18 protein-coding genes and 2 riboswitches are annotated in these 21,875 nt (G+C 68.3%); of the genes, 2 read left to right on the forward strand and 16 right to left on the reverse strand.

The window, feature by feature from the left end; genetic code table 11:
* The 6 genes from OVA26_RS12065 to OVA26_RS12090 form a co-directional block, all read right to left on the reverse strand.
* The gene (locus tag OVA26_RS12065) at positions 1-981 is read right to left on the reverse strand and encodes an ABC transporter permease (protein ID WP_268104212.1); all 981 of its coding nucleotides are present in this window, start codon (positions 979-981) and stop codon (positions 1-3) included.
* Between the two features lie 220 nt (positions 982-1,201).
* Positions 1,202-1,792 carry a hypothetical protein gene (locus OVA26_RS12070; protein WP_268104213.1) on the reverse strand — a complete coding sequence of 197 codons (591 nt, stop codon included), beginning with the start codon at positions 1,790-1,792 and terminating at the stop codon, positions 1,202-1,204.
* Positions 1,789-3,453: an ABC transporter ATP-binding protein gene (locus OVA26_RS12075; RefSeq protein ID WP_056230436.1), complete on the reverse strand. Its 1,665-nt coding sequence runs from the start codon at positions 3,451-3,453 to the stop codon at positions 1,789-1,791. The genes OVA26_RS12070 and OVA26_RS12075 overlap by 4 nt, the downstream gene beginning before the upstream one ends.
* Entirely contained in the window at positions 3,450-4,397 is a 948-nt protein-coding gene (locus OVA26_RS12080) for an ABC transporter permease (RefSeq protein ID WP_056230434.1), read from the reverse strand. Before OVA26_RS12080 ends, OVA26_RS12075 begins: the two co-directional genes overlap by 4 nt.
* Entirely contained in the window at positions 4,387-5,316 is a 930-nt protein-coding gene (locus OVA26_RS12085) for an ABC transporter permease (RefSeq protein ID WP_056230432.1), read from the reverse strand. Before OVA26_RS12085 ends, OVA26_RS12080 begins: the two co-directional genes overlap by 11 nt.
* Positions 5,317-5,479: 163 nt before the next feature.
* Positions 5,480-7,099 (reverse strand): peptide ABC transporter substrate-binding protein, encoded by a 1,620-nt coding sequence (locus OVA26_RS12090; RefSeq protein WP_268104214.1) that lies wholly within the window; start codon positions 7,097-7,099, stop codon positions 5,480-5,482.
* A gap of 164 nt (positions 7,100-7,263) precedes the next feature.
* Here OVA26_RS12090 and OVA26_RS12095 point away from each other — a divergent pair, with 164 nt between their 5' ends.
* Entirely contained in the window at positions 7,264-8,118 is an 855-nt protein-coding gene (locus OVA26_RS12095) for a CPBP family intramembrane glutamic endopeptidase (protein ID WP_268104215.1), read from the forward strand.
* A 3-nt stretch (positions 8,119-8,121) separates the two neighbouring features.
* On the opposite strand, the gene OVA26_RS12100 is transcribed toward OVA26_RS12095, so the two are convergent.
* The 10 genes from OVA26_RS12100 to OVA26_RS12145 all read right to left on the reverse strand — a co-directional run bounded on the left by OVA26_RS12100 (position 8,122) and on the right by OVA26_RS12145 (position 20,841).
* Positions 8,122-9,864 (reverse strand): ABC transporter substrate-binding protein, encoded by a 1,743-nt coding sequence (locus OVA26_RS12100; protein ID WP_268104216.1) that lies wholly within the window; start codon positions 9,862-9,864, stop codon positions 8,122-8,124.
* A gap of 144 nt (positions 9,865-10,008) precedes the next feature.
* Positions 10,009-12,888 carry an aminomethyl-transferring glycine dehydrogenase gene (gcvP, locus tag OVA26_RS12105; protein ID WP_268104217.1) on the reverse strand — a complete coding sequence of 960 codons (2,880 nt, stop codon included), beginning with the start codon at positions 12,886-12,888 and terminating at the stop codon, positions 10,009-10,011.
* Positions 12,885-13,259: a glycine cleavage system protein GcvH gene (gene gcvH, locus OVA26_RS12110; protein WP_056230424.1), complete on the reverse strand. Its 375-nt coding sequence runs from the start codon at positions 13,257-13,259 to the stop codon at positions 12,885-12,887. The genes gcvP and gcvH overlap by 4 nt, the downstream gene beginning before the upstream one ends.
* The gene (gene gcvT / locus OVA26_RS12115; protein ID WP_268104218.1) at positions 13,256-14,419 is read right to left on the reverse strand and encodes a glycine cleavage system aminomethyltransferase GcvT; all 1,164 of its coding nucleotides are present in this window, start codon (positions 14,417-14,419) and stop codon (positions 13,256-13,258) included. The genes gcvH and gcvT overlap by 4 nt, the downstream gene beginning before the upstream one ends.
* A 48-nt stretch (positions 14,420-14,467) precedes the next feature.
* Positions 14,468-14,573: riboswitch (glycine riboswitch) on the reverse strand.
* A riboswitch (glycine riboswitch) is annotated at positions 14,574-14,668 on the reverse strand.
* Between the two features lie 60 nt (positions 14,669-14,728).
* The gene (locus OVA26_RS12120) at positions 14,729-15,178 is read right to left on the reverse strand and encodes a hypothetical protein (protein WP_268104219.1); all 450 of its coding nucleotides are present in this window, start codon (positions 15,176-15,178) and stop codon (positions 14,729-14,731) included.
* Positions 15,179-15,258: 80 nt separating this feature from the next.
* On the reverse strand, positions 15,259-15,669 hold the full coding sequence (locus OVA26_RS12125) for a hypothetical protein (RefSeq protein ID WP_268104220.1): 411 nt from the start codon (positions 15,667-15,669) through the stop codon (positions 15,259-15,261).
* A 712-nt stretch (positions 15,670-16,381) separates the two neighbouring features.
* Entirely contained in the window at positions 16,382-16,771 is a 390-nt protein-coding gene (locus OVA26_RS12130; RefSeq protein WP_268104221.1) for a hypothetical protein, read from the reverse strand.
* An 88-nt stretch (positions 16,772-16,859) separates the two neighbouring features.
* The gene (locus OVA26_RS12135; protein WP_268104222.1) at positions 16,860-18,689 is read right to left on the reverse strand and encodes an alpha/beta hydrolase; all 1,830 of its coding nucleotides are present in this window, start codon (positions 18,687-18,689) and stop codon (positions 16,860-16,862) included.
* Positions 18,686-18,982 (reverse strand): hypothetical protein, encoded by a 297-nt coding sequence (locus OVA26_RS12140; protein ID WP_268104223.1) that lies wholly within the window; start codon positions 18,980-18,982, stop codon positions 18,686-18,688. Before OVA26_RS12140 ends, OVA26_RS12135 begins: the two co-directional genes overlap by 4 nt.
* A 683-nt stretch (positions 18,983-19,665) precedes the next feature.
* Positions 19,666-20,841 carry a MarP family serine protease gene (locus OVA26_RS12145; RefSeq protein ID WP_056230128.1) on the reverse strand — a complete coding sequence of 392 codons (1,176 nt, stop codon included), beginning with the start codon at positions 20,839-20,841 and terminating at the stop codon, positions 19,666-19,668.
* Positions 20,842-21,145: 304 nt separating this feature from the next.
* On the opposite strand from OVA26_RS12145, the gene OVA26_RS12150 reads away from it, so the two are divergent.
* A complete protein-coding gene (locus tag OVA26_RS12150) occupies positions 21,146-21,871 on the forward strand; it encodes an NUDIX hydrolase (RefSeq protein WP_056230168.1) in 726 nt (241 codons plus the stop codon).
* Positions 21,872-21,875: the final 4 nt, after the last annotated feature.

The following is a 21,875-nucleotide window of genomic DNA, read 5'->3' on the forward strand; positions in this document are numbered from 1 at the left end:
TCAGCTCCTCACTCTCGGGTCGAGTGCGGCGTAGAGCACCTCGGACAGGGTCGATGACAACAGCACCAGCACGGCGACGAAGAGCGTCGATCCGGCGACGGCGTTGATGTCCTGCTGAGTAACGGCGTTCAGCTGGAACTGCCCCATGCCCCGCCACGAGAAGACGATCTCGAGCATGGTGGAACCGGCGATGAGCGTGCCGAAGCTGTACGCGAAGAACGTCGACATCGGGATCAGGGCGATGCGCACGCCGTGGCGGAAGAGCGCCTGCGTGCGGGGCAGTCCCTTCGCGCGGGCGGTGCGGATGTAGTCCGCACCGAGCACGTCGAGCATCATGCTCCGCTGGTAGCGCGAGTACGACGCGGCGCTGATGAGCACGAGCGCCAGCGTCGGCAGCAGCAGGTGGACCGCCCGATCGGCGATCATCGGCCAGAACCCCTCGACACCGGCGGTGTACTCGCCGGTGAAGCGGATGAGCTGCGTTCCGGCCGCGTTGTTGAGGTTGGTCGCGCCGATCATCAGCAGCACGCCGATGACGAAGGTGGGGGTCGCGAAGACGAGGTACGAGGCGTACGTGGTCACCTGGTCGGGAGCCCGGTACTGGCGCACCGCACCCCACACGCCGATGAGCACGCCGACGATCGCGCCGATGAGCGAGCCGATCAGCAGCAGGCGCAGGCTCGTGCCGGCGCGCGTCGCGATCTCGGTCATGACGTCCTGGCCGCCGATGGTGGTGCCGAGCGAGAACTTCGTGAAGAGGTTGACCAACCAGTTCCACAGGCGGACGAGGATCGGCACGTCGGGATTGGCGCCGAGAGCGTCGAGACTCGCGACGATCGACTCCTGGGGCGGCCGGGGGTTCATGCCGTAGAAGCGGTCCTGGGGTCGTAAGAGCGCGCTGCCGAGAACGTACGCGAGGCACGTCGCCAACAGGCTCAGAACGGCGTAGTTCAGGAACCGTCGCAGAACGTACAGCGTCATGAGGTGCGCGGGCCCGTCCGGAACACGTCGGGGGTGTGCGTCATGGTGGTCCTCTCGCCTTCGAGATCCCCGCCTATTCGTTTGCCTGGCTAAGGATCTTCAGCGACCCTACGTCGGCTTCCCATGAAACGCGCGCCGGGGGAACACACTTTTCACGACCGTAACAAAGCTCTTACATGGCGCTTTGTCACCACGGTCTCCGTCGAGCGCAGCATCGCGCTCAGCCGAGACCGCCTGAGATGAACAAAGCGATAATAACCCAGCAGATCAGAACCAGCAGGGAAATGACCGAGGGAATGTCCCACGACCGGCGGACGACACCGGTCTTCGACGCGGTCGGCCGCGCCGTCTCCCATGCTTCCTGGATGAGTTGCAGGTCGCGGATCGCGGGAGGTTCGCGACGTCCTCGCTCAGCGTCACGGCGGATCGGAGGACGACCCGGACGACCGGCGACGGGGCCACCGAAGGCCTTCACCACGCGGGGCTCGTCGGTGCGGACCTCGAGCTGCCAGCGCATGTCGATGTCGGCGACGCGCGCCCACGCGATGTCCGCGATGCGCAGAGGATTGTGGATGCGGATGCCCTCGGCCTCGATGCGCACGTGCGGCGCGAACAGCAGGGCGTAGACCGCCCACAGCGCCAACAGCACCCAGGGCGCCAGCAGGAGCATCTCGCCCAGCCCGGCGCGCAGCGCGGCATCCCCCAAGAGCACGAGCGCGAGCACCGCACCCAGGATCAGGCCGAAGATCGACGACGGGGCACGGAACACCCGCGGGTGTTCCGTGCCCCGGAAGCGCTCGTCGCGCGTCACGCGCCGCCCAGCGAGAGGGAGGCGCCGGGAATGGCGTCGAGCAGGCGCTGCGTGTACTCCTGCGAGGGCTGCGCGAAGATCTCGTCGACCGTTCCCTGCTCCACGAGCTTGCCGCGCTCCATGACGCACACCAGGTCGGCGGCGACACGAACGACGGCGAGGTCGTGCGTGATGAACAGATAGGTCAGACCGAGCTCGGACTGCAGCTCCGCCAGCAACTGGAGGATCTGCGCCTGCACCAGCACGTCGAGGGCCGAGACAGCCTCGTCGAGCACGAGGATGTCGGGCTTGAGCGCGAGCGCGCGCGCGATGGCGACACGCTGGCGCTGTCCGCCGGACAGCTCGTTCGGATAGCGGGATGCCAGCTCCTGCGGAAGCGCGACCTGCTCGAGCAACTCCTCCACACGGGCTCGACGCGACGCGTTGTCGCCCACCTTGTGGATGTTGAGCGGCTCGGCGATGAGGTTGCCGATGCTGCGCAGCGGGTCGAGCGACCCGTACGGGTCCTGGAAGACGGGCTGCATCCGGCGGCGCAGGTTGAACGTGTCCTTCGCGCTCAGCTTGCCGGTGTTGACACCGTCGACCTCGATCGAGCCCGAGGTCGGATCCTCGAGCTTGAGGACCATCTTCGCGATCGTCGACTTGCCCGAGCCCGACTCCCCCACCAGCGCGAGGGTCTTGCCGCGCGGGATCTCGAACGAGACCCCGTCGACGGCGCGGAACTGCTCGCTGCGGAATCCGCCCTGGCGGATCTTGTACTCCTTGACGAGGTCGGTGACCTTGACCGTCGCGGGAGCGTCGATGTCGGACTCGCGCAGGATGCCGCGGTCTTCGACCTTCGCCTGGATGCGCTGCGAAGCGATGCTGGGCGCGGCAGCGACGAGGCGCTGCGTGTACGGGTGCTGCGGGTTCTCGAGGATCTCGCGGCTGGGACCCGACTCGACGATCTCGCCCTGGTTCATCACGACGATGGTGTCGGCGCGCTCGGCGGCCAGACCCAGGTCGTGCGTGATGAGCAGCACCGAGGTCCCCCGCTCACGCGTGAGGGATGCCATGTGATCGAGGATCACGCGCTGCACGGTCACGTCGAGGGCCGAGGTCGGCTCGTCGGCGATCAGCAGCTTCGGGTCGGCGGCGAGGCCGATTCCGATCAGCGCGCGCTGACGCATTCCGCCCGAGAACTGGTGCGGGTACTGGTGCAGGCGACGCTCGGCGTCGGCGAGACCAGCCTGCTTGAGCACCTCGATCGCGCGCTTCTCGACCTCTTTGCGACCGGTGGCGATGCCGTTCGCGCGGATCGCCTCCTTCACCTGGAAGCCGATGCTCCACACCGGGTTGAGGTTCGACATCGGGTCCTGCGGGACGTAACCGATGTCGCGACCGCGAACCGACTCGAACTGCGTCTGGCTGAGGTCGGTCAGCTCACGCCCGTCGAGCGTGATGCTGCCGGCGGTGACGTGACCGGTACCGGGGAGCAGGCCGATGACCGCCGAGGCGGTCGTCGACTTGCCGGAGCCCGACTCGCCCACGATGGCGACCGTCTGGCCGGGGTAGACGTCGAGGCTGACTCCGTGGAGGACCTCGCGCGTGCCACCCTGTCCCTCGAACGCGACCTTGAGGTCGCGAACGGACAGAAGCGGTGTCTGGGTGGCGTCGCTCATCGGCGGGCCCTCGCTCTCGGGTCGATGGCGTCTCGGATGAGCTCGCCCAGCAGGATGAAGGCCAGAACCGTGACGGTCAGGGCGATCGACGGCCAGATCAGCGCCATCGGCGCGATGCGCAGCGACTGCTGCGCCTGGCTGATGTCGTTACCCCACGACATGGTGCTGCCGCCGAGGCCGACGCCGAGGAACGACAGAGTCGCCTCCGCGACGATCGCCGCGGCCAGGCTGATCGTGGTGACCACGAGGAGCGGAGCGATGGCGTTCGGGATGACGTGAGTGAGCAGCGTGCGGAAACGCGACTGTCCCAGCGCCTGAGAGGCCGCGACGTAGTCGGCCTGGCGCACGCGCAGAACCTCGGCGCGCACGACACGGGCCGTCGAGGCCCAGGCGAACCCGCCGATCGCGAAGGCCAGGGTGAAGACGTTGCGGTACTGCGAGAACACACTCATCACGACGATGGCCGCGAGGATGTAGGGGATCGAGAAGAAGATGTCGCCGACGCGCGAGATGACCGCGTCGAGCCATCCGCCGTAGAAGCCCGACAGCGCGCCCATGACGAGGCCGATGATCGTGCCGATCGCGGTGGCCAGCAGACCCACCGACAGCGAGGTGCGGGCACCCCACACGATGCGCGAGAAGGTGTCGCAGCCCTGGAACGTGAAGCCCAGGATGTGTCCCGCCGTGGGACCGCCGTTGCTGTTGGACAGCTGGCAGTCGTTGTCCGGCGGCACCTGCGTGAACAGGGTCGGGAACGCGGCCATCAGGATCACGATGGCCATCACGACCAGGGCGATCCAGAACGTGGGACGGCGACGGAGGTCGCGCCACGCGTCGAGCCACAGGTTGCTCTTTCGGGCGGCGACACGGACGGCGTCGACTGAAATGGTCTCGGTCTTGATCGGCGCGACATAGTGGGGCGCCGGGAACTGACTACTTGACATAGCGGATCCTCGGGTCGAGAAGGCCGTACAGGAGGTCGACGACGAGGTTGACCAGCACGTAGATGATGACGAAGACGGTCACGAACGACACGACCGTGGGGCCCTCACCGCGGATGGTGGCCTGGTAGAGCGTGTTGCCGACACCGGGGATGTTGAAGATGCCCTCGGTGACGGTGGCTCCGACGAGGAGCACACCGAAGTTCGTCGCGGAGTTCGTGATGACGGGGATGAGCGAGTTGCGCAGGACGTGCACGGGGATCACGCGTCGGCGTGAGAGGCCCTTGGAGTACGCGGTCCGCACCCAGTCCTGGTTGAGGGTGTCGATGACCGACCCGCGCATGAGGCGCATGCTCGTCGCGAATAGGCTGAAGCCGAGCACGATGGCCGGCAGCAGAAGATCACCCCAGTTGTTCTGCGCCCCCACCGTGGGACGGAACCACCCCAGCTGGATGGCGAGGAAGTACTGCGCGAGGAAGCACGCCACGAAGATCGGCAGTGCGACGAACAGCAGGGCGACGATGAGCGCGACATTGTCGAACAGCTTGCCCTTGCGGATCGCCGAGATGGTGCCGATGACGATGGCGAGGACGAACTCGATCGCCAGAGCCATCACGGCCAGGCGCGCCGTCACGGGGAGGGTTCGGGCGAGCACCTCGTTGACGGACTGACCGGAGAAGGTCGTTCCCAGGTCGCCTTGGAAGATCCCGCCGAGGTACAGGAAGTACTGCACGATGAAGGGTTGGTCGAGGTGGTACTGGGCCCGCAGGGCTTCGACGACCTGGGGCGCGGGGGTCTTGTCGCCGAAGAGGCCGAGGATCGGGTCCCCCGGCATGGCGAAGACCATGAAATAGATCAGCAGCGTGGCCCCGAAGAACACGGGGAGCACCTGCAGCAGACGTCTGAGGATGTAGCCGAGCATCCGCTCTCTTTTCGAACGTGGGAAACGCCTCATCAGACGTTTCATGGGGGGCGTGGGTCGAAAGAGACCCGTGCCGTTCTATCACACGTCGTGATGAGGCCTGGCGGGCAGACCGCGAGGCGGTGACGAATCCGTCACCGCCTCGCGGGTGAGATCGGAAGGGTTACTTCGTGATCTCGTAGTAGAGCGGAACCGAGTTCCAGCCGAACTGGACGTTGTTCACGCCCTCGGCGTAGCCACCGGTGACGTTCTGGTACCACAGCGGAATAGCGGGAAGGTCCTTCAGCAGGATCTCCTGAGCCTTGGCGAAGTCCGCGTTCTGCGCGTCCAGATCCGTCTCGGCGATACCGGCCGAGATCTGTCCGTCGAACTCGGGGTTCGAGTAGTCGCCGTCGTTCGACGATGCCCCGGTCGCGTACAGCGGCGCGAGGAAGTTGTACGCACCCGGGTAGTCGGCCTGCCAGCCCGAACGGAACGTGGTCTCGATGCTGCGGTTGGTGACCGCCGAGCGCAGTTCCTTGAAGGTCGGGTACGGGGCACCCGAGGAGTCGATACCGAGGGTGTTCTTCAGCGAGTTCGTGACAGCGTCGACCCAGGACTGGTGTCCACCGTCGGCGTTGTACGCGATCTGAAGCGAGCCGCTCCACGGCGAGATGGCGTCGGCCTGAGCCCACAGCTGCTTCGCCTTGTCCGCGTCGTACTTCAGGACCTCGGCGCCCGAGAGCGAGTCGGACCAGCCCGCGATGACCGGCGAGGTGAAGTCGCTGGCCGGGGTGCGCGAACCCTGGAAGATCGTCTTGGTGATCTCGTCACGGTTGATGGCCATCGAGATGGCCTGGCGACGGAGCGTGCCCTCTTCGCCGCTGAAGTGCGCGAGACGCTCGGGAATCGTGAACGACTGGAAGATCGCGGCCGGCTGGTTGACCGCGCGGTCGCCCAGATCGGACTGGAACGTGGCCAGCGAGGACGGGGGAACGCTGTCGATCACGTCGACGTTGCCGCCGAGGAGGTCGGCGTAGGCGGCATCCTGCGTGGCGTAGAAGATGATCGAAAGACCACCGTTCTCGACCGTGCGACCGCCCTGGTAGTCATCGTTCTTGACGAGGTCGATCTGGACGTTGTGCTGCCAGGCACCCTCGCCCTTGAGCTTGTAGGGGCCGTTTCCGATCGGGTTCTCGCCGAACGCAGCCATGTCGGTGAACGCGACGTCGGGCAGCGGGAAGAACGCCGAGTAGCCCAGTCGCAGCGCGAAGTCGGCGGCGGGCTTGGAGAGCGCGATCGTGAAGGTGTAGTCGTCGACCTTCTTCAGACCGGTGAGCTCGGAGTCAGCGTCGTAGCTGAAGCCCACGATGTCCTCGAAGAACGAGCTGCTCACCTGGTTGTTCGACAGCTGGGCGCCGTAGTTCCACGCCTTGATGAAGTTGTCGGCCTTGACCTCGGTGCCGTCCGTGAACTTCTGGCCCTTCTTCAGGGTCACCGTGAGGTTCTGGGGGTCGTTCGTGACGATGGACTCGGCCATGTCATTGACCGGAGCGCCGGTTCCGTCGTAGTAGACCAGACCCGCGAAGATCGAGTCGAGGATCTTTCCTCCACCGACCTCGTTGGTGTTGGTCGGGATCAGCGGGTTCTGCGGCTCGGAGCCGTTCGTCCGAATGATCGCCGTGGCGTCGCCGCCCGATGACGAGCCGCCGCCGTTGTCTCCGCCGCCCGAGCAGCCGGCGAGCATAAGCCCGACGGCTCCCAGCAGGGCGAGACCGGAGAGGGCAATCTTGTTGCGCTTCACAGTTCCTCCAGGGAAGGGATGATCGTCGCCCGCGCAGGGCTTTCGCGCAGCACAAGGCGCGTGAAAGATCCGTCGGGCAGGATGAGAACACACTAGGCACGTTTACCCAGGTGCCCCAAACTCCTCTGAAAAACGTTACACAGCATTTACTCGAGAGGCTCTCGATGGAGCAATCTGACAAGCGCACCCGGCTGCAGGTCCCAGCGGACTGGACGTATCCTCCGACGCTGAAGCGCTCGGACACCTACCCCCGCCGCCGTCTCGGCTGGGAGATCGGGATCGTGCTGCTCGTCAGCGTCGGTCAGTCGGCGATCTACTCGGTGGTCTCGTTCGTCCGCGCCGCCACCCGCGCACCCATCTCGCAACAGCAGACGCAGCTGAATCCGTCGCGCAGCGCCGAGCCGGTGTGGGACGCGATCTACCAGTTCCTCGACATCTTCTTCTCATTGGCCCTCGTGGCCCTGGCGGTCTACCTGCTGTGGGAGCCGACGAACAACGCGCTCCGCCGCATCGGGCTGGACTTCCGCCGCTTCGGAGGTGACTCCGCGCGGGGACTCCTGCTCGTCGTCCTCATCGGCGCGCCCGGTATCGGTGTCTACGCGATCGGCCGCGCTCTCGGGCAGAGCATCGCGGTGATCCCCGCTCCCCTGGACTCGTCGTGGTGGGTGATCGCGCTGCTGGTCCTCGCGGCATTGCGCGCCGGCCTCACCGAAGAGGTGATCTTCCTCGGATTCCTCTTCGACCGTCTCCGCCGGCTCGGCTGGTCGTGGACGTGGATCATCGTGTCGACCGCCCTGCTGCGCGGCAGCTACCACCTGTATCAGGGGTGGCCCTCGGCGCTGGGCAACGTCGTCATGGGGCTCGTCTTCGGCTGGTGCTACAAGCGATGGGGGCGGGTGATGCCCCTGGTGATCGCACACACGGTCATCGACGTCGTGGCCTTCGTGGGGTATCCCCTCGCCGCGGCGTGGTGGCCGGGGATCTTCGCCCCGACCCCCGCACCGACCCCGGCGTCGTGACCGTCAGGACTGGGGCGGCGACCAGGTCCAGAACGCCGGCGGCAGCCCGTTGGGCTCGGAGGTGTACGACACTCCCCCGACGCCCGCGGCACTGACCACGGCGCCCGTGCGCTCGAGCAGCGGCACACCCGCGTACGCGGCGAACAGCGAGCGGTCGATGAGCTTCGCCTCCGACAACACGTCGACGGGGTCGGTGTGCGTGGTGAGGTCGTCGAAGAGCTCTTCGGTGTCGCCGCCGTCGATCCCCTCCGCGATGCGGTCACGCGCCGACCGGTAGAGGCTCTCATCCTCGCCGACCCACGAGAGGGTGGCATCCGGAATCTCCGTCGCGGTGGCGGCGCGGACCGCGATCCCGGCCTTGGCGGCCATCGACACGAGGCGTGGGAACACCAGCGACGCCGTCGGATCGGTCGTGTCGTAGGCGACGCGGAGCACGGCCGCCCGGTCGTTCAGCGCGGAGCGCGCGCCGTTCACGTCGGCCCCCGTGCCGGGAGCGCCGTTCCCCGAGACCAGGTCGTTGTAGAGCTGCCCGGTCGCCGGAGACGACAAGAACGACTGGAGGGGCTGGGCGTCCGGACGCACGGCGCCCAGCACGTCCTGGACGAGCGAGGCCCGATCGAGCGACAGCGTCGTCGCCTGACGGAGATCGGATGCCGTCGTCGTGGCGAACCGGAGTTGAAGCGTCTCGGAGGTGGGCCCGACCTGGACGTTGAACCCGGCATCGGTCAGGGTCTTCCGCTCCGCGACATCGAGATCGCCGACATTGGCCACGTCGACCGTTCCCGCTTCGATCGCCGACAGCTGCGCCGCGCGATCGGGGAAGAACCGGACCGTCAGCCCCTCGAGACCCGGGAAGTGCGCCCCCTGGTAGCTGTCCCGACGGGCCAATTGGAGCGTGTCGGCCGTGATCTCCGAGACCGTCCACGGGCCCGACGACACGACACCGGCCGGGTCCGGCGTCGTTCCCGGAGCGACATCGAAACCGGTGTTCCACGCCTGCGCGGCCGCAGCCAGCACCGGATTCGGAGCCGCCGGAGCCTGAGGGTCGCCCTCCGGCGCCGTGAGAATCGCGGTGAGCAGATCCTTGACGCTCACGCCCGCCCGCTGCGCGACGACGTGGACCGGGCGGTCGAGCAGCCACTGCCGGTTCCAGTCGGCGAAGGGCTGGTCATAGGTGAGCATGAGGGTGTCGTTCGCCCGGTCGAGGCGCGGACGCGTCGTGCGGGCGTTGGGGTCGGCGGGGAGCGCGGTGTCGAAGTACCGCGTACCCGACACGAGCTGGCCGTTGGCGTCGTAGGTGGCGTCGTCGAAGAAGTGGGAGGTGACCGCCCACCCGAACAGCAGGTCGTCGAGGGTCACCGGGGTGCCGTCGGACCAGACGCGGTCGGAGAAGAGTTCGTAGCTGACGGTCAGCGGGTCGCCCTCGACCCGCGTGATGCGCCCGAGACCGTTGTTGGGCACGACCTGGAGGTTTCCGTCGAGGGAGCCGAGCTTCTCGTCGAGGAGGGCCGACACCGCGCGGTTCGCCGCGGTGTCCCCGGTCGCGCTGGCGGCGTTGAAGCTCGTGAGCGAGCCGACCACACCGACTGTCAGGCTCGTCCGCTGCTCTTTCGCGGGGACCGGCGCGGGGTCGGTCGCCGAACAACCGGCCAACGCGAGACCGGCGGCGACGAGGAGGGCGATCACCCGTCCCGGGCCGCCACGGCGTCGAAGCGGTCGAGGAACGTCGTTCAGCCCGTGGTGCACAGGGGCACTTTACTAAACGCCCCCTGAGGATCTCCCGGTCCGCTGCGCGTCCCCCTACAACGACGAAACGGCATCCCGCTCAGCCCCCGCGCGGAGCGGAAGGGACGTCGGAGGGATGCCGTCTCGTCGAGGGACGGGCAAGGGTCAGGCGAACGCCTCAGGCGGCGGGCACGAGCAGACCAGGTTGCGGTCGCCGTACGCCTGGTCGATGCGGCGCACCGGGGGCCAGTACTTGCCGCGGATCAGCGAGCGCACGGGGTATACCGCGGTCTCGCGTGAGTACGGGTGATCCCACTCCCCCATCACGACCGTCTCGGCGGTGTGCGGAGCGTTGACCAGCGGGTTGTCGTCGGCGGGCCACTCCCCCGCCGCGACCGCGAGGGCCTCGTGCTTGATCGCGATCATGGCATCCACGAACCGGTCCAACTCGGCGAGATCTTCGCTCTCGGTCGGCTCGACCATCAGGGTGCCGGCGACGGGGAACGACATCGTCGGGGCGTGGAAGCCGTAGTCGATGAGGCGCTTGGCCACGTCGTCGACGGTGACGCCGGTCTGCTCCTTGAGGGGACGCAGGTCGAGGATGCACTCGTGCGCGACGAGACCGCCCTCACCGGCGTAGAGCACGGGGTAGTGCTCGCGCAGGCGCGTGGCGATGTAGTTCGCCGAGAGCACCGCGGCGGCCGTGGCCTGGCGCAGGCCCTCGGCGCCCATCATGCGCACGTAGGCCCACGAGATCGGCAGGATACCGGTGGAGCCGTGCGGGGCGGCCGAGACCGGCCCCCCGTCGAACACGCCACCGGCGTGATCCGCGCGCTGCGAGAACGGGTGCGAGGGGAGGTACGGGGCCAGGTGCGCCTTCGCCGCCACCGGACCGACACCGGGTCCGCCACCGCCGTGCGGGATCGCGAACGTCTTGTGCAGGTTCAGGTGCGAGACGTCGCCGCCGAGGTCGCCGAAGCGGGCGAATCCCAGCAGCGCGTTCAGGTTGGCGCCGTCGACGTAAACCTGTCCGCCGGCGTCGTGCACGGCCTGCGTGATCTCGAGCACGTCGTGCTCGTACACCCCGTGGGTCGAGGGGTACGTGATCATGAGCGCCGAGAGCTCCGCGGCGTGCTGCGCGATCTTCGCGCGCAGGTCGCCGAGGTCGACGTTGCCGGCCTCGTCGCACGCGACGACGACGACCTTCATGCCCGCGAGGATCGCCGAGGCGGCGTTCGTGCCGTGCGCCGACGACGGGATCAGGCACACCGTGCGCGCGGTGTCGCCGTTGGCGAGGTGGTAGCCGCGGATCGCGAGGAGGCCCGCGAGCTCGCCCTGCGACCCGGCGTTCGGCTGCAGCGAGACCGCGTCGTAGCCGGTCACCTCGGCGAGCCAGCGCTCGAGCTGCTCGATCATCTCGAGGTAGCCGCGCACGTCGGCCTCGGGGGCGAAGGGGTGCACGCGCGAGAACTCCGGCCACGACACCGCCGCCATCTCGGTGGCCGCGTTCAGCTTCATCGTGCACGAGCCCAGCGGGATCATGCCGCGATCGAGCGCGTAGTCGCGGTCGGCGAGGGTCTTGAGGTACCGCATCATCGCCGTCTCGCTGCGGTGCGCGTGGAAGACAGGGTGCGTGAGGAAGGCGTCGTCGCGATGCAGGGCCGCATCGATCCCGCGCAGCGCCTCGCCCTCGGGCAGCGTGTCCGCGGCGAGGCCGAAGGCGTCGAGGATGACCGAGACATCGGCATCCGTCGTCGTCTCATCGACCGAGACGCCCACCGTCGCGTCGTCGACCCAGAGCAGCTGGTAGCCGCGCTCGCGGGCGCGGGCGACCACGTCTTGCGCGCGCCCCGGCACGTGGACGCGCACGGTGTCGAAGAAGGCGTCGCTCGCGAGAGTCAGGTCGGAGGAGCGCAGAGCGGATGCCAGGGCGTCGGCCTTGCGCGCGACCTGCGTCGCGATTGCGCGGAGTCCGTCGGGACCGTGGTACACCGCGTACATCGCCGCCATCACGGCCAGCAGCACCTGCGCAGTGCAGATGTTCGACGTCGCCTTCTCGCGGCGGATGTGCTGCTCGCGCGTCTGCAGCGACAGGCGGTAGGCGGGGGCGCCCACGGCATCCTGCGACACGCCGACCAGGCGGCCGGGCAGCTGACGCTCGAGGCCCGCGCGCACGGCCATGTAGCCCGCGTGGGGTCCACCGAAGCCGAGCGGCACGCCGAAACGCTGGGTCGTGCCCACCGCGACGTCGGCGCCGATCGAGCCGGGCGAGCGCAGCAGGGTCAGGGCGAGCAGGTCGGCGGCGGCCACGACGAGGCCGCCGGCGGCATGCACCGTCTCGGCCACGGCCGAGAAGTCCCAGATGCGACCGGTCGCACCGGGGTACTGCACGAAGGCGCCGAACGCCTCGGGCAAATCCCCCTCGTACGAGGTCTCCACGATGCGGATGCCGACGGCCGCGGCGCGGTGGTGCAGCAGCGCCTTGGTCTGCGGCAGGGCGTCGACATCGACCAGGAAGAGGTCGGTCTCCGCCTTCGACGCGCGGCGGGCGACGAGCATGCCCTCGACGACCGCGGTGGACTCGTCCAGCATCGACGCGTTTGCCGTCGCGAGCCCGGTGAGATCGGTCACCATCGTCTGGAAATTGATGAGCGCCTCGAGCCGGCCCTGCGAGATCTCGGGCTGGTACGGCGTGTACGCGGTGTACCACGACGGGTTCTCGAGGACATTCCGCGCGATCACCGAGGGCGTGAAGGTGTCGTAGTAGCCGAGACCGATCATGGGGCGGGCGGAGCGGTTGGCGGATGCCAGCTCCCGCAGTTCCGCCAGGGCCTCAGCCTCGGTGGCCGCGGTCGGAATCGCGCTCGTGGCGCGGACCTGCACGTGGATCGAGGCCGGGACGGCGGTCTCGACGAGCGCCTCGACGCTGTCGTAGCCGACCACCTCGAGCATGTGCGCCTGGGCGTCGGCACCGATGCCGATGTGGCGGTCGGTGAAGGCGGCCGGGGTCCCGGCATCCGTGCGGGGAGGAAGGACGGAGGTCATGCGGTGAGGTCCTCGTAAGCGGCGCGGTCGAGCAGGTCGGAGGGAAGGTCGCCCTCAACGCGGATCTTGATGAGCCACCCGCCGGCGAAGGGCTCGGCGTTGACCAACGACGGGTCGTCGACCACGGCGTCGTTGACCTCGACGACCGTGCCGTTCAGGGGCGCGTAGAGCTCGCCGACCGACTTGGTCGACTCGATCTCGCCGCAGACGTCGCCGGCCGAGACGGCCGAGTCGGCGCCGGGCAGCTCGACGAAGACGACGTCACCGAGCTTGTCGGCGGCGAAGTCGGTGATGCCGACGGTGGCGATGTCACCCTCGAGGGCGATCCACTCGTGCTCGGAGGTGTAGCTGAGGGCGGTGAGGTCGGTCATGCGTTTCTCCGATAGAAGGGAAGGGCGGTGACGGTCGCGGGGATACGGGTTCCGCGCACGTCGATGGACAGTTCGGTTCCGATGGCGGATGCCGCGGGTGCGACGAACGCCATGGCCACGGGGTGGCCGAGGGTGGGGCTGAGGGCGCCGCTGGTGATCTCGCCGACGGTGTCGTCGCCGCGCAGGACGGCGTAGCCCGCGCGACCCGCGCGGCGGCCCTCCGAGACGAGGCCGACGAGCACGGGGGCGTCGGCGGGGCCGGACGACAAGCCGTCCTTGCCGACGAACGCCTCTTTATCGACGGCGAGGACGCGGCCGAGACCCGCCTGTGCGGGGACGATGTCGCGCGAGAGCTCGTGGCCGTACAGCGGCATGCCGGCCTCGAGGCGCAGGGTGTCGCGCGCGGCGAGACCGCACGGCACGAGGCCCCGGTCGGTGCCCGCGGTGAGAGCGGCATCCCACAGGGCGGCGGCCTGCGCGGTGGGGATCATGAGCTCGTAGCCGTCTTCGCCGGTGTACCCGGTGCGGGCGACGAACAGTGGCGCCCCGTCGAAGGTGCCCTCGGTCCAGGCGTAATAGCCCAGCTCGTCGAGGGCGGTGCCGGTGATCTCGACACCCGGGGTGGAGTTCAGAATGCCGCGGGCCTCGGGGCCCTGCAGGGCGATGAGGGCGTAGTCGTCGGTGACGTCGGCGACCGCGAGGGTTCCGGCCTCTTCGACAGGCTCCGGGACCTCGCTCGACATGGCGACCCACGTGCGCTGGGCCAGGTCGAAGGCCGAGGCCACGGCATCCCGATTGCCGGCATTCGAGATGACGAGGAAGCTCTGCTCCCCCAGGCGGTAGACGATGACGTCGTCGACGATGCCGCCGCTCTCGGCAAGCACGAGCGAGTACTTGGCCTTGCCGATCTTCATGGTCGACAGGCGGCCGGCGAGCACATAGTCGAGGAACGCGGCCGCTTTCTCTCCCTCGACGCGGAACTCGGCCATGTGCGAGATGTCGAACAGGCCCGCGGCCTCGCGCACGGCGCGGTGCTCGGCGAGGTCGGAGGTGTAGCGCACGGGCATGTTCCAGCCGCCGAAGTCGGTGAACGAGGCGCCGAGGGCCTCGTGCCGATCATTCAACGGGGAGGTGCGCGGTGGAGCGGGGGTTTCGGTCATGAGTTCTGCCGTTCGCGATGACGGACAGACGCCGGACGGCGCCTGTAGAACTCCCCCTCTGTCATGGGCCTGAGAGTTTCACCGCGCGGATCGCGCGGCTTTCACCGTCGGCGGGCTCGGGGACGTGGCATCCCGAACCTCTTTCCAGAGTGGCCCGATCGACGCGGTACGCGTACCTGAGAGATTGGCGGGGAGGCTTGCTCCTTCGGTGCCCGGCTGCGTTCGCCGGAGCTCTCCCGCATCGATCATGGGGCCGGTGTGGACTTGTGGGGTCAGCCTAGCGGAGCTTCGGCGGGCGCCGTGAGATGTTCAGCCGTTGTCCTGCTTGCGGATCTCGGCGGCGTCGCCGGGGACGCAGAGGGAGGTGCCGGCGATGTGGTAGTCCCCGGGGCCCGTTGAGAACGAGAGCCCTTCGACGGGCCCACCTGTGGCATAGACCACAACCACCGGCTTCTCCACCGTCCGGACGTCCATCCCCAGCGAGCGCCAATGATCGGCAACCTTCTTCGCGTCGGCAGCTCGGTCTCCATCGGGCGGCGGGGCGCCATAGCCATAGGTGTAATTCACGCGCTCGCCGCTGCGCTGCCCGCAGTTTCCGACCTCCGGCGCCCCGTCCCAGGTCCAACCTTCAACGTCGAGGATCTTGGAGGTGTTCTCGACAGTCGATACGAGCGCGTCACGAGCCTGATCAGGGCTCAACGAAGCAGCCTGCCCGGTCGCGCAGCCGGACGCCGAGATGGCGGCGATGCACAACGTCACTCCCAGAGCGACACGTGAATAAGTGGCTGCGCGAACAACGTGACCCTCCCTCGAGTGCGAAGAAAATCGGGAACAGTTCGTCACGCGTTGTCCTGCTTGCGGAGCTCGGCGGCGTCGCCGGGGGCGCAGAGGGACTCGCCGGCGATGAAGTAATTGCCCGGACCGGTCGAGAAGGTAAGCCCCTCAACGGGACCGCCGCTGCCGTACACCACGTATGCAGGGCTTTCGACCAGACGGACTTCCATGCCCAGTGAGCGCCAATAGTCGGCGACCCTCCGCGCGTCGGCCTCGCGATCACTGTCGGGCGCGGGGGCACCGTAGGTATAGGAGTAGTTCGCCCTGTCGCCGCTCCCCGGGCCGCAGTCGCCCACCTCGGGGGCGTGGCTTCGAGACCATCCCGCAACATCGAGCTGCGCGGCGCTGTCCTCGACCGTGCTGACGAGAGCGTCACGCGCTTCATCCGCGCTCGCGGTGGCCTCGAGCGAGGCCACGCAGGACGTCAAAAGGAGACCGGCGACCAGGACGGTGACGGAGGAGGCAGCACCACGGACTGCGAGGGATGCCCTAAACGACGTCACGTACGCCCATCTTTCTGCGCTAACAGGGCGCCGATTCACAGCTCAGCCGTTGTCTTTTTTTGCGCAGTTCTGAGGCGTCACCCGGAACACACAGCGAGGTACCGACGATGTAGTAGTTACCGGGCCCAGTGGAGAAGGACAAACCCTCGACGAGTCCGCCCGTTGCGTAGACGACGACCGACGGGCTGTCTACAACGCGAACCTCCATGCCCACTGACTTCCAGTGCTCTGCGACCTTCTGCGCGTCTGCCGCAAAGTCCCGGGACTGTGGTGGCGCGCTGTAACCGTAGTTGTAGTTCGCGCGTTCACCCGGCCGGTCTCCACAGTTACCGACTTCGGGGGCCCCTGTCCGCGCCCAGCCTGAAACATCGAGCACGGTCGAGGTCTCCTCCACGGTGGATACAAGCGTGTCGCGGGCTTGTTCAGGACTCATTGTGTCTCCCTCAGAAGTCGTACACGACGACAACATGATCACCATCGAGCTCGCCAGAACCGCGCAAACGGCACGGCCTGCATGTCCTCGCGTGCGCCTATCCACTGGTCAACCCTTCGATGATCGCTCGCTGAAGCGGGGTGGGCCCGGGCGCCACATAAGAGGACACCTGATCGCCCTGCCCCGTGGTGGTCAGCCGTTGTCCTGCTTGCGAATGTCGGCGGCATCACCGGGGACGCAGAGGGAGGTGCCGGCGATGTAGTAATCACCGGGAGCCGTCGAAAAGGACAAGCCCGCTACGGGGCCGCCGGACGCGTACACGACGTACAGGGGGGTATCGACGACTCGCACCTGCATACCGAGAGACGTCCAATAGTCCGCGATGATCTTCGCGTCCGCACCTCGATCGCTATCGGGAGCAGGCGCGCCGTAGCCGTAGGTGAAATTGGCGCGCTCGCCCTGCTGGCCGTCGCAATCGCCGACCTCGGGCGCGTGATCGCGGTTCCATCCCGTGGCATCGAGTTTGGCTGCGCTGTCTTCGATGGTGGTGACGAGAGCGTCACGCGCTTCGGTAGGAGTCATTTTGTCTTCTTTCAATTGCGCACATCCGGGCAGGCCAACCAGCGAGAGCGCCACAAGCACCCCCAGGGCGGGGAGAAGTACCGGGCGACTAGTCCGCAACACCATTCGTCATTCCTTCGATCAATGCCTTCTGCAGCGGGGTCGGAGCCGGCGGCATGTAGGGAGACACGAGGTTCCCGTGGCCGGTCGTCGCGAGGGCCACGTTTCGAAGCGACTCCGTCTGCTTGTCAAGATAACCCCCCTCGTCGGACGTGACCGCGCCATGGTCGGTGACCGCACGCAACGTCCCGTCACCGGCGACGCTGAACGAATGCGAGCCGAACTCGGGGTCAATCGGATTGATCGGGTGTTCAGGAGACAGGCGGCCGGTCCAAGCCCATTGATCCCCGTGAGCTGGGTCAATTGCCCAGACGTCCTGAGCCTGTCCTGAGAACACCAAGCCCGCGTGCACGTCCGCAGCCGAATCGACGTACGCGGGCAGACCCGCTGAGCCCAGCGTTACGAAGGCATCGACGTGAACGTCATCTCGCGTAAGCGCCAAAGATGCCGTGGTCGTCCCGTAGGAATGCGCCACCACGCTGACCTGAGCCGCAGAATTAACGCTGTCGAGAGAACGCAGGTCTCTGGCAAGATTCGACGCGCCCGCGTCGGCAAGGTCGTTGTGCATCACCTCAAAACCGCCCTCCGCGATCGGGATGGGCGGTGTCTGGTACCCGATCCACGCGACCGTCGCGTGAGTCCGACCTGGATCAGCACGGTCTTGTTGGTCGACGAGGTTCTGAGCGGCACGCGCCCATCCCCCCATACCTTCAGTCGTGGTACCCATCCCCGGAACCGCGTAGGTGATGTTCTCCGCGGTGTCGAGGTCTCCGATGGAGACCGCGGCGAGAGGGGGCGAGTCCGCCGTGAGGGTTACGAGGTGTCGAGGGGTACCCCCATCGGGCGACGCCAGCGACGATTCGATGTCCTCCAAACCCTTCACCCGGGAACGTACCTGGTCGAGCCGCTCGGCATATGCCCGGGCCGCGGCGTAGCCGCCGAGGATCTCGTCATACGTCGGGGGCTTTTCCGCCTCCGCCAACGCCGCGCGGGCGTCGGCCAGCTGGTCCTCGAGCCAGATGCGGTTCGCCTCGTCGCGAGCCGCGTAGGCCACTCCCCCGAGGTTGCCGATGATCGCGGGAGCCGCGTGGATGAGAGCGTCCCTCTGAGAGTCGTCGAGTTGCGCCCACCACGGTGCGACGGCGGCGGGCTCCGCCTGGGCGAGGACTCCGGCGAGACTCGATCGCGCCCGAAGAAGGGCCGCAAGGCTGGCGGCATCCGCACCCGCGAGCGCATCGAGCACTTGGCTGGAGTTCGCGCAGCCGGTCAAAACGGCCGCCCATTCATCCGCACCGAGCCCGGGCGCGGCGATCGCGGCACGAAGCGCCGCCGCGGCCTTCTGCGTCGCAATGCTCAGCGCGGTGCGCGCATCGGCGAGGACCGCCCGCGCTTCGGCCCGCGGCGCGGACCCCAGGAAAGCTCGCCGGTCGGGTCCGAGCCAGCCGGTCGATTCAGCAGGCGCGTCCTGGAACGCTGCCGCATCGAGGGCTTCAGCCTGATCCCAGAGATCGATCGCGTCTCCCGCCTTGGCGCGCGCGGCGTCAATCGCGGCCGCGACGTCCTCGAGCGCGGACTGGCCGGCGCGGAAGGCCGTTGCCATGGCGGTCCACCCGGATGCCACCGTGCCCGCGCGGGTCTCGTACGCATCGGCCGCTTCCCCGGCCCAGTCGGGAACCGTTCGCATCGAGTGAAGCGCCGAACCCACATCCTGCGCGCTCTCAGCGCGCGCCCGCCACGCGGCTGCGGCACCATGAAGCTCGCCGACGTCACCGGGGATCAACAGGGACGGGTCCCGAGTGCTTCCGAGTTCGGCGGTCACTCGACGGTCCACCCCTCGACGGCACCCAGCGCTCTCACGTCGGCCTGGGCGTCGGCATCCATGCTCTCGAACATGTCCGCCACCTCACGGAGTCCGGTCACGAGCGCGTCGACACCGCGCTGACGCTCCGCGGTGCAGTCGTTCATGCACCCGACGAACTCCGCCACAGCAAGACTCAGGTCGGGCTGGTCGGCAACGGAAAAGTCCCGCAGTTGCGACAGGTCCGGCGCGACATCGCTCATCTTCGTCGCCACCCGCCGCACCTCGTCGACGCAGATTGAAATGTCCCCCACGCGCAAGAGGCTAGACATGAGACGCATCGGCAGCGCAGTCGTGGAGTGGATTTCACCCGGTGAATTCACCCGCGCCGACAGTCATCCCCCACTACGCGGCGGCAGCGCCGTGCGCTACGCAGAGGCCACCGGGGATGTGAACAGACGGATCCCGACTCACACCGAGCTCTACAACCACTCGACGGCTCACCCCTCGACAGCGCCCACCGCCCTCACGTCGGCCTGGGCGCTGGCATCCCTGCTCTCGAACATGTCTGCCAAGTCGCCGCCCGCCGCACCTCGTCGCCGGATATCGAGAGGTCCCCCACACGAGAAGTGCAATTCCACCCCTGCCTCGCATGGTGATCGCCAGGTGCTAACGGCCAGACAGCCGGTCGAGGCCGGCGCTCATCGCCCGTGCCATGCACTCGCTGTAGACGCTCGCGCCCTTCTGCCCCCAGGCATCGGCGGCGGCGTCGAGGCCGTCCGTGTCGTTGTCAATGAGGGAAGTACCGGCTCGAGACGGCCGGGTACCTCGCCGCCGCCTACGACGCGGCCCGCCACACTCTGGCGCTCGGAGCCCATCCCGACGCGGCGACCGCCGCCCGCCGCGCCCGCGTCATCGTCACCCGCGTCGGTGATCTCCCGCGACGCGCGGGCGACGACCCGCGGCGTGTGACGCGGCCGCCGACGGGCGTGGTCCGTCAGCCCCGCGTGCAGCTCCCGGATGCCACGGGAGCCGACAACGACCCCATCTGGGCCATCACGGGCTCGAGTTCGGCGGGGGTCATGGCGTAGCCGACGTTGTCGTCGGTGTCGGATCGAGCGAAGACGATCCCCGCGACCTGACCGGACGTGGTCAGCAACGGGCCGCCCGAGTTGCCCGGCCGGACGATCCCGGCCAGGGCGTAGATGTCACGCGGGGCGGAGGAATCGTCGTAGATGTCGGGCACCGGAACCGTGCCCTCCGACAGGATCTGCGCGCTCCCCGAGGTGAAGGGACCGCCACCCGGGTACCCCTGCACGACGGCGGGAGAACCGACGGCCAGCGTCTGCGCGATCGGCAGGGAGGCGGCATCCAACTGATCCACAGAGATCACCGCGATGTCGTCGACCGGGTCGAAGTACACCACGCGTCCCTCGCGCGCCGGACGACCCGGCAGTTCGACCAGCGGGGTGTCCACGCCCGCGACGACGTGGGCGTTCGTGACGACGCGGCCGTCGGCGACGACGAAGCCCGACCCGCTCGAGGTGATGCCGCAGGCGTAGGCGGTGCCCGAGATCCGCGCCACCGACTGCGCCGCCTGGGTCAGTGCGGGGTCGTCGAGGGCGATGCTCGGAGTCGTGGGGACCGGGCCGATCTGGATGAGCTCGCCCAGGCGAGGGATGCCGTCGGCGAAGATCGTTCCGCGCAGGTCGGCGAGCGCTCCGCGCACGGGTGCCGGGGTGAGGTCGTCGATCGTGCGCACCACGGTCGAGGAGCCGAGCGCGGCGGAGACGACGGGCACGCCGACCGGGGTCAGCGAGCCGGCGACGAACGAGATGGTGAGGGCGGCGGCGGCCACGTTCACCACACCGCCGAGGAGGCGCTCGGGCACGCGCAGCTTGATGCGGTCGGCGCCGCGCCGGAAGAAATTGCCGACGGCGCTGCCGAGACCCGAGCCGATGACGAGCAGGGCGATTCCCGCGCCGATCATGGCGGGTCCTCGCCATGCGAGGTCGGTGACCCACTGCCCCACGAACGGAAGCACCCAGTAGGCGGCGACCGCCCCGAGCGCGAGCCCCGCGAAGAAGCCGATGGTGGCGAGGAAGCCCCGGGAGAGCCCCACGGCGAGTGCGACCGCCAGAAGGGCGATCAGGGCGATGTCGACGATCGGCATCCGACCTCCTGTGTTCGCTTCGAGGCTAGAACGCCCGTCTGAGAGAACCCTTTCGACGCGCGGGGCCGGGCGGGCCTGTGCGCCCGTGGCCCCGGGGCGTCGAACGTGGACCCGGGGCCACGCCGTCTTGGACACGCGGCCCCGCCCGAGCCCGCCTGGGCGCCCGAACCCCCGTCCGTCCGTGGCCCCGGGGCGTCGAACGTGGACCCGGGGCCACGCCGCACACCCCGACCCGCAGCCTCCACCGCGAATTCGCCCTTCGAGTCGGAATGACACTAAGATCGGCTCCGGAGATATGGTCACCATGACACGAACCCCTCAGCCCGAGTCCCGCGACGCCGACGTGCGCGTCGCGGTGTCGACCGTGATCTTCAGCGTGCGCCGCGACGCCGACGACGAACCCGTCCTCTCGCTCCCCCTGGTGCGCCGCACACGCGATCCGTTCGGCGGGCGGTGGGCGCTGCCCGGCGGCTGGCTCGACGCGAGCGAGGGGCTCGACGCCGCGGCATCCCGAACGCTCGCCGAGACCACCGGCCTCACCCCCAGCTACCTCGAGCAGCTGTACGCGTTCGGGGCGGTCGACCGCTCCCCCACGCGCGTGGTGTCGATCGTCTATTGGGCGCTGCTGCGCTCCGACGAGGTCGACGCCCAGGTGGCCGCGCACGCCCGCGAGGGCGACGCCCCCGAGAACGTCGAGTGGTTCGACGCGACCGACCTCCCGGCCCTCGCCTTCGACCACAACGACATCGTCGAGTACACGCTGTGGCGCCTGCGCAACAAGGTCGGCTACAGCCGCATCGCCCACGGCCTGCTGCCCGACGAGTTCACGCTCGCCGACCTGCGTGAAGTGACCGAGTCGATCCTCGGCAAGCGCCTCGACCCGGCGAACTTCCGTCGCCAGGTCGACACGTCCGACACCCTCATCCCGACCGAGCGCTTCCGCACCGGAAGCCACCGACCCGCCCGCCTCTACCGCTACAACCGCGACGTGGAGCTCGCCGACCGCGGCCCGCTCCCCTCCCGTCACTGATCGG

The sequence above is a fragment of the Microbacterium sp. SL62 genome (assembly GCF_026672635.1).
Classification (GTDB): domain Bacteria; phylum Actinomycetota; class Actinomycetes; order Actinomycetales; family Microbacteriaceae; genus Microbacterium; species Microbacterium testaceum_A.